7 protein-coding genes are annotated in these 12,627 nt (G+C 61.9%); 4 read left to right on the top strand and 3 right to left on the bottom strand.

Going from position 1 to position 12,627, the window contains the following annotated elements; genetic code table 11:
- Positions 1–31: 31 nt before the first annotated feature.
- The 3 genes from V5E99_RS04785 to V5E99_RS04775 form a co-directional block, all read right to left on the bottom strand.
- Positions 32–1,078: an SCO family protein gene (locus tag V5E99_RS04785; protein ID WP_499801356.1), complete on the bottom strand. Its 1,047-nt coding sequence runs from the start codon at positions 1,076–1,078 to the stop codon at positions 32–34.
- On the bottom strand, positions 1,075–3,840 hold the full coding sequence (locus tag V5E99_RS04780; RefSeq protein WP_499801355.1) for a multicopper oxidase domain-containing protein: 2,766 nt from the start codon (positions 3,838–3,840) through the stop codon (positions 1,075–1,077). Before V5E99_RS04780 ends, V5E99_RS04785 begins: the two co-directional genes overlap by 4 nt.
- A 215-nt stretch (positions 3,841–4,055) precedes the next feature.
- Positions 4,056–5,516 carry a sensor histidine kinase gene (locus tag V5E99_RS04775; protein ID WP_499801353.1) on the bottom strand — a complete coding sequence of 487 codons (1,461 nt, stop codon included), beginning with the start codon at positions 5,514–5,516 and terminating at the stop codon, positions 4,056–4,058.
- Positions 5,517–6,059: 543 nt separating this feature from the next.
- On the opposite strand from V5E99_RS04775, the gene V5E99_RS04770 reads away from it, so the two are divergent.
- Genes V5E99_RS04770 through V5E99_RS04755 form a run of 4 tightly spaced genes read left to right on the top strand, consistent with a single transcriptional unit; the run spans position 6,060 to position 11,686 of the window.
- Complete coding sequence (locus V5E99_RS04770) at positions 6,060–7,406, top strand: hypothetical protein (RefSeq protein WP_499801352.1); 1,347 nt, start codon at positions 6,060–6,062, stop codon at positions 7,404–7,406.
- Between the two features lie 35 nt (positions 7,407–7,441).
- Entirely contained in the window at positions 7,442–9,688 is a 2,247-nt protein-coding gene (locus V5E99_RS04765) for an Ig-like domain-containing protein (RefSeq protein WP_499801350.1), read from the top strand.
- A 59-nt stretch (positions 9,689–9,747) separates the two neighbouring features.
- Complete coding sequence (locus V5E99_RS04760) at positions 9,748–10,209, top strand: hypothetical protein (RefSeq protein WP_499801348.1); 462 nt, start codon at positions 9,748–9,750, stop codon at positions 10,207–10,209.
- A 28-nt stretch (positions 10,210–10,237) separates the two neighbouring features.
- Positions 10,238–11,686, top strand: a complete 1,449-nt coding sequence (locus V5E99_RS04755; protein ID WP_499801346.1) for a hypothetical protein — start codon at positions 10,238–10,240, stop codon at positions 11,684–11,686.
- Positions 11,687–12,627 lie beyond the last annotated feature (941 nt).

Here is a 12,627-nt window from a genome sequence, read left to right as displayed (position 1 = left end):
TGCTCGACGGGTCAATGATGTTATTTAGCCGCTAGTTCATTTGCGTCACCTCTGGCACCTGCTGCGCCAACGGCTGCTGCCGGTCGGTTTCTTCCTGCAAGAAGCCGATGATGGCCTGCGCGGCGTTGTCGTCCAGGCGCAGGTTGGGCATCGGAATCTTGTCGAAACGCTGGTAAAGCTCCACGGCCACCGGGTCTTTTTCCGCGAGCATGCGGTCCGGTTCGCGAATCCAGCGGTTGAGCCAGGCCGGTTCGCGCAAACGGGTCACGCCGATCAGGTCCGGACCAATGGCGCGCATGCCGATACCCTGCCCGTCTTGCGGCCCGAGGCTGTGGCACGACGCGCAACGGGTGCGAAACAGCTCTTCACCGTTGCTCGGCGGGCGAATTTCCGGCGCATTGGCGTAGCTTTCCTCCACGCTGGGCTGTTTCCAGTTCTGCAAGGTATTGGCCAGTTGATCGGCCAGAATCCACGGATTTTCGAAGGGAGAAGCCTTCATCCAGCGACCGCTGGCCTGGTTGCCGACGATCAGGCTCAGGTTGTGGTCCTTGCTGCGGCCGTTGTCGACGCCTTCGATAAACAGCCCGAGTTTTTTGCGCAGATCGGTCACGTCGGCAAACTCGCCGGTCAGGAACTTCCAGCCCGGCCCGACCTTGAAGCGTTGCGCATAGGCCTTCAGCACCTCGGGCGTGTCGCTCAGCGGGTCGATGCTGATGGAATAGAAGAAGATGTCCTGACCGACCCGGTCCCCCAGCAACTTTTGCACCTGACGCAGGCGCGCGGTTTCCAGCGGACAGGAATCACTGCATGAAGTGAAGATGAAATTGATCACCACCACTTTGCCTTTGATCAGGTCATCGAAAAAATGCAGCTGCTGACCGTCCTGGTCGGTCAGCAGGGTATTGGGGAAATAGTCGCCACCCCAGGGTGTCGCCGACTCGGTCGGCGACAGTGCACCTTCATGGGCCAGCAGCACCTGACTGGCCAGCAGACAGGTAACCAGGACCAAAATCAGGTGCATGCCCAGGGCCCGGGAGCGCGGCGTATGCAGTGGCGTGTCGGCTCCCCGGCGGTTCATTTTTTCACCGCCACTTTCGGGCCGAAGCCGTCGCCGGTACGGAAGGTTGGCAGCGCGGCAGAGTTGACGTAGCGCACACCATCCCAGCTTGGCAGCGGTGTCGGCATCAACTGGAATTGCCCGGGTTTCTCAATGTCCCAGCGCAGCAGCATCGAGTTGTCCTCATGCTGAGTGTTGTGACAGTGCTCCATGTAGGTCCCGGCGAACTCGCGGAAGTTGATCGCCATTTCGACGTTGTCCAGGCCATCGGCTTCTGAACCGATGCGGTACACGTCTTTGCGCGCCCATTTTTCCCATTCCGGTGGCGCCTTGCCGCCGCGACTGAGGATGATCCCCTCTTCGAAGTGCACATGCACCGGGTGGCTCCAGCCCTTGCCGCCGAGCTTGATGTTCCACACCTCAAGGGTGCCGAAGCCGCTGGCCCCTGCATCGGTGGGACCGCTGGCCAGTTTGGTGGCGGTGTTCAAGCGCCGTGGGTCCATGTGGAAGCCGAAGCCGCCATCGGTCTTGACCGTCCACGGGGCTTCATCGGTGCCGTCGGAACGGCCGAAGGTGAAGCTGCGGTGACGGGCGTTGGCCAGCAGCGCCTGGTCGGCCGGGTTGTCGCGATGGATCTTCAGCGGGATCATCACCATGCCTTCGGCTTTACCCGGTTTGGCCGGTTCGTACGCCGCCGGGTCCATGGCCAGGTCCTGACCGGTATAGGCCTTGACGTTCAGTTGCAGGACTTTGCCCACGCCTGGATCGCCCTTGTCCCACTGCGGGCCTTTACTGCCTTGCTTGATCACCGCCAGGTATTTCTCCGACAGCACATCGCCCAGGGCAATCGGCTCTTTCGGGCCTTTGCCGTCGTCGTGGGCCATCAGGTTGACCACGAACAGTTTGTCCCCGGGTTTGATGCCGTTTTTCGCGAAGTTGACGATGATGTCGAAGCGCTCGGCGATGCCTTGGGTCGGCAGGATCGCGTTGTGGTTCTGTTTATCGCCGTCGGCGTCCAAGTCCATGCTGCCGTCGAACGGTACGCTGTGTTCCATGATGTTGCCGTCGTTGGCAATCATGTGGAACGGCACGCGGGCATAGGACACACCGGAGTTTTTCGGCCCCTGGAACTCGCCGCTGGTGCCTTTGATTTCACGCACCACCGCGAACTTGAAGTAGCGCGACACCGAGCCATTGAGGATGCGGAAGCGATAGCTGCGGGCGCGCACATCCAGGGTCGGTTTCCACTGCCAGTTGACCAGCACCTGATCCCCGAGGAAGCCGTCGGTGTTGAACGGGTTGAACCACAGCTGACCGTTCTGATCCCAGGCCTTGTCGGCGAACACCAGGTTCACGTCGTAGTCGCGGTTACCCCATGGCAAGGCGCTGCCGCTGGGGAAACGCAGGTTGACGCCGTCGTTGACCGACTCGTTGCCACGGTCGAGGGCGCTGTAGTAGTTCATCATCGCCGCGTTGCCCTTGTAGACGTTCTGCGCGGTGAAATCGAGCATGTGGTCGTGGAACCAGTGGGTGCTCATGGTTTCACGCCAGTCGCCGCGAATCTTGATGGTGCCGTGGTCGCAGGTCTTGCGGCTGGGGCTCACGTCGTTGGTCCACAGGGTTTCGCCCGGCGAGCAAGGGAATGCGGCGCGCGGATCATGGGCGTCGGTGTTGATGCTGTCGTAACCGGCCAACTGGATCGGCCAGCGATAGTCGTAATACTGCCCGGGGAAGAAAAACGCGTTGGCATAGCCGTCGCTTTCCGCCGGTGCGTGACCGTTGTGCTCGTGGGTGGTGATGGTGTGCAAACCAAACCCCATGTTGGCCGACGGGTCGATCGGCAAGCCGTTGTAATGGCGCATCAGCACTGGCTGACCGTAACGCACCATCAGCAGTTTGGGCGGCAAGGTGCCGTCGAAGGTCCAGACCGAGTTGTGGTTCTGCACCGGCATGCTCGGGTGGAAGCGCGCATCGACGCCTTTGGAGGTGCCATCCGTTGCCGGTACACCGGCGACGTTGTGATACAGGCCACCGGGGCCGAATTCGCCCACGGCATAACCGTGCATCTGATGGCTGTCGCGCCAACCGCTGTTGAGCCGCGCCCCGGTTTGCACGGTTTTGTAGGCCACTTGCGGGTAGAACTCGTTCCAGCGCTGATGCGACCAGCCTTTTCCTGGTGGACGACCTTCCGCCGACGAACCGATGTGCCGATTGAGGAACACCTCAATCTGCGACTGCCAGGGGTTGCGGTCCACCACGTTGGAGTACTGGCTGGGGAATGGCGTCAACCCGGGTTGGCGCATGAACGCGTCGAGTGCCGCGCTCGGTGGCGCACTGCGCGCCGCGTTGGTCGGGTCCTGCTGGGGCAACGGGCCTACAGCGGCCGGAGGGAAAGCCAGTGGCGCCGCCGGGGTGGTGGGGTCGAGTTTTTCCGGACCGAACTCTTCAAACAGCACCAATTGCTGAGTGAACGGCTGGGCGTTGAACAACGGGCTCGGCTTGCCATTGGTGGGGTAGTTGAAACTGGTCTGGGCCGTCGGCGGCAGGACGTTTTCCTGCCGTGTGATGGTACGACTGCCTTTGACGCCATCAGGCAAATCGAAGGAATCCTCGTTGGCCTCCGGCATGGTCAAAATGGCGTTCAACGCCGCCGGTTCATCTGTCGGTTCGTCGTAGTAAGCCGAAGGGTCGGAAGGCTCGGGCTGGCGCTCATCGTCGATCGGGCTGGCGCGCAGGGTTGTCGTGCCCAGCGTCATCGTCAGAAGGATACTCAGTGGGGTCAACAAGCCGAACCACTTGCAAGTGGTGCCGCGCTTTTCTGTCCATTACCAGCCGCCTCGAAATCGTGAAGGGGGTAATGGGGTTTTGCAATTACCTCGCCAGACTTCAAACGGCCCTACACCAAAGTATTAATGCCCAATGAAACAATGGCTTATCAACATCATCTGGCCACCTCGGCCAAAACGACTGGGGAATGACACCCGCTAACGGGGAAAGTTCATCCCCGTTTTAAGGGGATCAATTTGAACGACAGACGGACACAAGTGCCCTGTCCTTCCCGGCTGCCGAGGCTCACGGCGCCGCCGAAACGCTCCATGATGCGCTTGACCAGCACCAGCCCGACCCCCAGCCCGCCGGACTTGGTGGTGAAGAATGGACGGAATGCCATGTTGCGCTGTTCTTCGTTCATGCCTTTGCCGGTGTCGCTCACCACCACAGACACGCCCCGGGCTTCACTCGGCTCTAAGGCGACGGTCAACGTGCCGCCCTTGTCCATGGCTTCCAGCGCATTGGCCATCAGGCTGTTAAGGATCTGCGTCAATTGCACTTGCTGGCTCAGGACCATCGGCGTCTGCAACGGATTGAACACCACCTGAACCCCGGCCCGGGCAATTTGCTGTTCGAAAGCCATGAGGCTGTCGTGGATGGCCGCCACCAGGTTCACCGGTTCGGCGTCGTCGTTGAGCGGACGCAAGGATTGCAGCAGCTCGCGTACCCACTTCGACATGCGATCGACCTGACCGATGATGTCGTTGATGTTCTTATGGGCCGCACCGCTGTCGAACTCCAGGGCCAGTTCGGCGCTGGAACGGATGGTCGCCAACGGATTGCGCAGGCTGTGGGCGACCGCCGACGACATCTCGCCCAGGGCGACAAAGGTTTCATTGGTGATCAGTTGTTTTTGTTGCTCGGCCAAGAGGATCGCGGCCCGGCGCACGATCCAGTACAAACCCAGGTAAATCAGCCCGCCGCCCAGGGCCGTGGCCAGCCAGATCAGCGCCAGACCGCGCTCGATGCGGGTGATCAGGTCCTTGGGTTCCTTGTAGATCTCGACCATTGCCGTGACATTCTTGCCGTCGGCATCGAACAGCGGAATGTAGTTTTCAATAAAGATGAAGTCCGGCGGTACGACGAATTTTTGCTCCATCCGGGCCTGATCCACGTTGTGATAACTGGCCGAGACCGGGATCTTGAAATCGAAGGCGTGATCCAGATCCTCGTCGGCGTGGATCTTGGTGCCAATCAGTTCCGGGTTGGTTGACCAGATCACCATGCGATCGGGGGCATAGACGTTGGCCAGGATCACGTCCGGCAGGTTGGCGATATGGTCGAGGAATTCGTCCCGGGCATTGGCCCGTGCGGCGGGATCGACGTCGGGAAAATCCTTGTCCTGGCGCGGATCGACCAATTCGCCCATGGTCCGCACATTGGGAATCGACACATGGCGCACCTCGGCCGAGGCAATCGCCTGAATGAATTGCGCGGTCAACAGGGCATCGCGCTGCACACTTTCGGTAATCACGAACTGGGTGGACACCGCCCCCAGCGCCACGGCCACGGTGCCGATCACCGCCATGCTGATCAATGAAAACCAGCGCAGCAGGTTGAACGGTTGTTTGCGAGAGCTCAGACGAATATCGCCGTCCTCTAGCAGCAGCGTTTTTGCGTGCATGTTCATGGAGGTAATCCCGACGGTTCCCTATTGGTTATAGCCCACTGTTTGGGGTTTGCCCCAATGCAAGCAAGCTAAGGAAATGCGCCGGGAAACGGCCTCGACACTTGCACACGAATGACACAATGCACCAGGCACGACCCATTAACCGTAGGAGCAAAGCTTGCTCGCGATGAACGATGACCCGGTGTGTCAGACCTGACGCCTTCGCGAGCAAGCTTTGCTCCTACAGAGGAAATGCCGGGCGGCTACCCCGGCTTAGGGTTATCCAGTATCCGCCGCCTTCATCTGTGGCGAGGGGGCTTACCGCCTCGCCACAGATTCAGTGCGACGGTCATCAGGGGTTACCCGATCCCCATTCCCCCCACCTGTCCCCAAACCTGGGGACACTCGCCCGCTCCAATTTCCAGCCATCAACCGCTCTCGCCACCCTCAACGCCTTTACCCCGGCCCTCTCCCGCCCATTCCCGCCAATTGGTATGCAATTTGCGCTAGCCCCCCTCAACTGGCCCGTCTCCAAGGGACAGGCACTCGATAGAGGGAATACTCATGCACCCTTTACTGTCCAAAACCGCGGCCGCGCTGGTCGTTACCGCTCTGGCCCAAGGCGTTGCCCAGGCGGCTTTGTTCGCGGTCGATCCAGGCCCTTATCTGCCCGCCAACGGTGACTTCGCCGGCTGGTATCAGGACACCCACGGCCGGACCCTCGACCTGTGCCTGTCCAAAGCTGTCAGTTCGCGGGTGGCCAGTGCGCCCGGCGCCCCGACCTACATGTGCTCGCTGATCCCGGCGCCCGGCATCTTCGACGACACCAAACCACTGGTCTTCCCGACCAATTTCCCCGACGAAGCTTTCTGGTTTACCGCCGACGGGACGATTGTCGATGCAGCCAGGGGTATCAACCTGAAATACGTCAGCGGCCTCGAAGCGGCCTTCAGCGGCGGCGACCCGGTGGACGGCGACCAGATCAGCTTCGCCCGCATCCGCATCCGCGTCGATGTGCCCACCGCCGGCACGTACATCATCACCCACCCCTACGGCGTCGAAGCCTTCACCGTGGACACCCCGGGCACCAAGGCGATCAACATGACCCGGGACATCGGCATCGGCACCCCGAAAACCTACGACGGCGCGCTCAAGGGCGACATCGGGCCGTTCCTGCGCAGCGTCAACGGGCCCTACACCGAAACCAATCCGTTGACCGGCCAGGCCGAAAAATTCATCGGCGACCCGAACCTGTCCGAAGCCGTGACCGGCAGCCCGTTCAACACCAACTTCCTGCGCATCGAAGGCCCTAACGGTATCGACCTGCGCACCACGGTGTTCGCGGTGTCCGGCAAATTGTCGACGGTGGTCCGGCCGACGCCGCTGATCACTCAGCGCGGCACCTACTCGCGCAAACCCGGCGCCAGTGCGCCGGTGGCCCAGCAGGATGTGTTCGTCATGGCCCCGCCGCCACCGGCCACCGTGACGCTGGACAGCAACAATCCGGTACTGAAGCTGACCGAGGCCGACACCACCGGTAACTGGTACGCCCAGTCGCCGGTCAATCCGAGCTTGCCCGGCACCTTGCAGGTGACCGCCGACAACCACTTGGCCATCGCCACCAGTACGCCGACCACCCTGTCCATGCCGTTGACCGACCTGGTGGTGATTTCCCGCGCCGAATACAGCCTGAGCACCGGGCAACTGACCCTCGTGGCTTCAACCAGTGACGAAACCTCGCCGCCCGTGCTCACCGCCACCACCGGCGGCGGTGTCGCCATCGGCGCCCTGAGTGGCGACGGCGCGGTGAAAACCCTGGCCACCGGCATCTCGCCGATTCCACCGGCCAAGGTTCGGGTGACGTCATCCAATGGCGGCAGCGATACCGAAGAAGTGGTCATCGTGCAATGAACGCTCTCATGCCCAGATCCGTATCAGGAGGCATCATGAACAAGTGGCCACGCCTGGCGCTCAACGCCCTGGGACTGACTCTATCGCTGTCCGGCAGCGCTTTCGCCCAACTGGCGGCAGTCGATCCCGGCCCCTACACCTTCGCCACCGGGAAATTCCCGATGTGGTACCAGGACAACAATCTGCTGTCGATGGAACTGTGCCAGTCCCGGGCCGTCAGCTCGCGGGTGCCGGCCACCGTGCCACCGGCCTACATGTGCACCTTGCTGCCGACGCCGGGCATTTTCGACGACACCCTGCCGATGGTATTTCCGGATAACTGGCCCGATGAATCCTTCTGGTTCCTGGCCGAAACCCGGATCGCCAACAACGCCGCCGGCTATGGCATGGACGCCTACGTCGCCGGGATCGAGGCGGCCTTCGCCTCGGGCGTTCCTGCCGATGGCGATCAGCAGAGCTTCGCGCGAATTCGGATGCGGGTGAACATTCCCGTCGCCGGGACCTACACCATCACCCACCCGTATGGCGTGGAAACGGTCAACGTCACCACCCCTGGCCGTCGCGCCATCAACATCACCAAAGACGTCGGCATTGGTGCACCCGGTGATTTCACCGGTGCCGTCAATGGCGCCATCGGGCCGTTCCTGCGCAGCGTCAACGGCCCCTACACCGAAGTGAACCCGGACAACGGCGCCGTCGAAACCTTCGTCGGCGACCCGACCCTCACCGAAGCGGTGACCGGCAGCCCGCTCGATACCAACTTCGTGCGCATCCAGGGGCCGGCCGGGACTATCCAGACCACCCTGTTCAACGTCTCCGGCAAAGTGCTCGATAACCGCGCGCAAACCGCTGTGGAGGTCAATCGCGCCACTTACCGCCGTACCACCTCGGGCACCGGCACCAGCACGCGAGTGGAAGTGTTTGCCTCGGCGAGCAACAGCTCGACCCTGTGCTTCCGTGAAAGCCTGGCCCTGGTGGTCGGCCCACCGGCTTCGCCATGCCTGACCAACCTGACCGGCGACAACACCGGTCTGTTCTTCGGCCAGCATCTGGTGACCGGCGCCTTGCCTAAAGTGGTGGTGGTCACCGCCACCAATCCGGCCGGTACCACGCGCCCGACAGCCGTGTCGAGCAAGCTCTCGGACCTGGTGAAAATCCAGACCGCACGCTACAGCTGGAGCAATCACAGCCTGTTGATCGAAGCCACTTCCACCGATGAAGTGGCGGTGCCGGACATGGTTGCCCAGGGCTACGGACGCCTGTCGAAATCCGGCACCCTGCAACGGCTGACCGTGGCTGACCTGCCACAGCCACCGGCCAGCGTCACGGTCAAATCCGCCGCGGGCGGCAGTGATACGGAACCCGTCGTTGTGGTCGGTACCGCACCGGACACCGGTGAGAACCAGGCGCCGATTGCCGTGGCGGACACCGGCAGCACCAGTTTCGGGGTGCCCATCACCCTCAACCTGCTGGCCAACGACAACGACCCGGATGGCAACGTGCCGCTGAGCATCACCGCACTGACCCAACCGGCATCCGGCCAAGGCACCGTCGCGTTGAGCGGCACCACGGCGGTGGTCTACACCCCGCCCGCCGTCGTCACGACCCCGCTGACCACGACCTTCACCTACAAGGCGCAGGACATTAAAGGTTTAGCCTCGACTACCCCGGCCACCGTCACCATCACCGTGGCGCCTAACCGGCCACCGGTGGCGGTCAACGACAGCGTCGCGACCCTGGGCGTGGCGATCCCGATCAACGTGCTGGCCAACGACACCGATCCGGAAGGCAACGTGCCGCTCGGCGTCGCCAGCCTGACCCAACCGGCGGCTGGTCGCGGCACCGTCAGCACTGACGGCACCGTGATCACCTACACCCCACCGGCCACGGTCACCACAGCGTTCACCACGACCTTCACCTACTTCGCCAGGGACAGCTTCGGCGCTGTGTCGACGGCACCGGCGACGGTCACCGTGCAAGTCTCGCCAAGGCCTGCGGCGGAAACCTTCACCGTGACCACCGCCACGGTCCAGGCCCGCTCCAACAACCGCTTCAACTGGGACTTTGCGGGCACCTCATCGGTGACCACCGGCAACACCATCACCATCCAGGTCACCACCCCGACCGGGTTGGTGACCCTGGGCACCACCACGGTGCCGGTGACCGGTCGCTGGCGGTTGACGATCAACAACAGCACCACCGTGGCGCCATCGGCAAACCCGACAGCCACCATCACCTCGTCCCAAGGCACCGTGCGCACGGTGTCGGTCACCACGCTCTGAGCCTGCGCCCCGCCGACCTGAGCGTCGGCGGGGCCAGCCTTTTGCCCAAGGACAACACCATGCCTACGTCGACCGCCGCCCTGCTCTGCCTGCTTCTGCTTTGCAGCGGTGCGAGCGTGCGCGCCGACGATTTGATGGACAACGACGACCTGGCCCCCAGCGCCGACCTTGGCGAGTTGCCCGCACCGATAGGCCAGCAAGCGCTGATCAGCCAGCTCGGCCAGGCCAACGTGGCGCTGTTGCAACAGAACGGTCAGGGGTTGCTCGGGCGGATCGTCCAGTCGGGCAGCAATCAGGAAGCCTACATCCTGCAACAGGGCAGCGACTTGATGGCACAGATCACCCAGCAAGGTTCCGGCAACGCCGCTTCGATCACACAAAACGGCAGCCACAACCGCGCGCAGATTTCCCAGAACGGCAATAACAACGACGCCAGCATCGACCAGGCCGGCACGGGGCTCTCCAGCGCCGTGACCCAGTCCGGGAACGGCATGAGCGTTTCGGTCAAACAATATCGCTAAGCACTGCAACAACCTTGGAGGTTTCATCATGTTTAAATTGACGCCCCTCACCGCCGCCATCCTGGTCATTGTCAGTGCCCAGGCGTTGGCCGACGACAGCGTGTCCACGCAGAACCAGTTCGGTACCGCCAACATCGCCGATGTGAAACAGACCGCGGCGCCGTTCAGCACCGCCACCCAACAACAACTTGGCCAAGGCAACGACGCAGCGGCCGTGCAAGACACGGCCACTAGCATCATCGACCAGAACCAGGTCGGCGATTACAACGCCGGCTACGCCGAGCAGTTGTTTGAGGACAACAGCACCATCACCCAGCAACAGGCCGGCAGCTTCAACACCAGCCATGCCAGCCAGTCGATCGGCAGCGGCGAAAACCAGGTGCTGCAACAGCAACAAGGCAGCGGCAACTTCTCGTTCGTCTACCAGGATTCCCAGGAAGGCACCTCCGGCAAGACCTACCAGTTCGGCGACAACAACGAAGCCAACATCGAACAGATTCAACTCGGCATCGCCAACAACGCGGTGATCATCCAGTACGGCACCACCAACTACGCGACCGCCGAACAGGTCAGCCACATGGGCGGGCAGATCGGCATCAACCAGGCCGGCGGCGACAACTATGCCTACGGCGACCAGCGCAACGGCATCGGCGGCAACCTGAACATCAACCAGTTCGGCGACTTCAACGCCAGTGAAGTCTGGCAAGACGGCCAGACTGGTGCCCAGGCCACTGTCAACCAATATGGCCAGACCAACGAAACCGTGGTCGACCAAAGCTTCGGCGAAAACAACGTGGCGCAGGTACTGCAAGTCGGCGACCTCAACGCGATCTACGCCGACCAGTTCGAGTCCATCGGCTCGACCCTCGCCCTGTACCAACAAGGCAGCGGCAACGTGCACTTCACCTACCAGAGCGGCGACAGCCACGTGCTCAACGCCACCTCCCTGGGTAACGGCAACAAGGTCTACGCCAGCAACTGGAAAGGCCCGCAACTGGGCGGCCAGTTCGGCAGCAACCAACGCGCGACCGTCACCCAGAACGGCACCAACAACGTAGCCAACTTCACCCAGGACGGCGTCGGCCACATCATGACCACCAACCAGACCGGCACCGGCAACAAAACCACCGTCAGCCAAGCCGATTCCTACAACGAGCTGTACTTCGACCAGAACGGCAGCGACAACATCCTCATCGCCGACCAGCGCGGCACCACCAACCTTGCCCAGGGCTCCTCCAACGGCTCGGGCAACAGCACCGAGTTCGACCAGTCCGGCACCGGCAACCAGGCGTACACCGCGCAGCTGTATGGCAGTGATAACCAGATCACCGTCAAACAGGCGGACAGCATGAACGTGGCCTATGTCACCCAAGGCGGGACCGGGAACATTGCCAATGTGGATCAGAGCGGGATGACGCAAATGGCGACGGTGCAGCAGTTTGGCTCGGCTAACCAGGCGACCGTGCTGCAACAGTAATTGGCCAGCATAAAAAACCGCGGCCCGTGGAGGGGTCGCGGTTTTTTTATGGGTTAAGCGATGGGTTGGCTGTTCGGACGCCTTCGCGAGCAAGCCCGCTCCCACAATGGATTTATAGCAATGTGAGCGGGCTTGCTCGCGAAGAACGATAACGCGGTCCACCTGCCGAATAACAACTGTCGCGGAGGTCCAAACCCTGTCGGAAACCATTGAAAATGGCAGAGTCATAAACGTTTTCTGTAGGAGCTGCCGAAGGCTGCGATCTTTTGATCTTTAGGGCGCGCCGAAGAAAGATCAAAAGATCGCAGCCTTCGGCAGCTCCTACGGGGGGATACCGTGTAGCCGGGAGAGAATGGTCGGCTGTCGGGTCGCCCTCGCGGGCAAGCTTGCTCGCGAAGTCCACCTGCCGAATAACAACTGTGGCGGAGGCCCAAACCCTGTCGGAAACCATTGAAAATGGCAGCGCCATAAACGCTTTCTGTAGGAGCTGCCGAAGGCTGCGATCTTTTGATCTTTAGGGCGCGCCGAAGAAAGATCAAAAGATCGCAGCCTTCGGCAGCTCCTACGGGGGATACCGTGTAGCCGGGAGAGAATGGTCGGCTGTCAGGCCGCCCTCGCGGGCAAGCTTGCTCGCGAAGAACGATAACGCGGTCCACCTGCCGAATACCAACTGCGGCGGAGATCCAAACCCTGTCGGAAAACCACTGAAAATGGCAGCGCCATAAACGCTTTCTGTAGGAGCTGCCGAAGGCTGCGATCTTTTGATCTTTAGGGCGCGCCGAAGAAAGATCAAAAGATCGCAGCCTTCGGCAGCTCCTACGGGGGATACCGTGTAGCCGGGAGAGAATGGTCGGCTGTCAGGCCGCCTTCGCGGGCAAGCCTTGCTCCTACAGGGTTGGGTGTACGCCACCCGCTTCTCACCACTCATCAGGCCGAGCGTT

The organism is Janthinobacterium sp. LPB2021202312-11-4 (genome assembly GCF_037049705.1).
GTDB lineage: Bacteria > Pseudomonadota > Gammaproteobacteria > Pseudomonadales > Pseudomonadaceae > Aquipseudomonas.
This window is presented reverse-complemented; position numbering and strand designations above follow the sequence as displayed.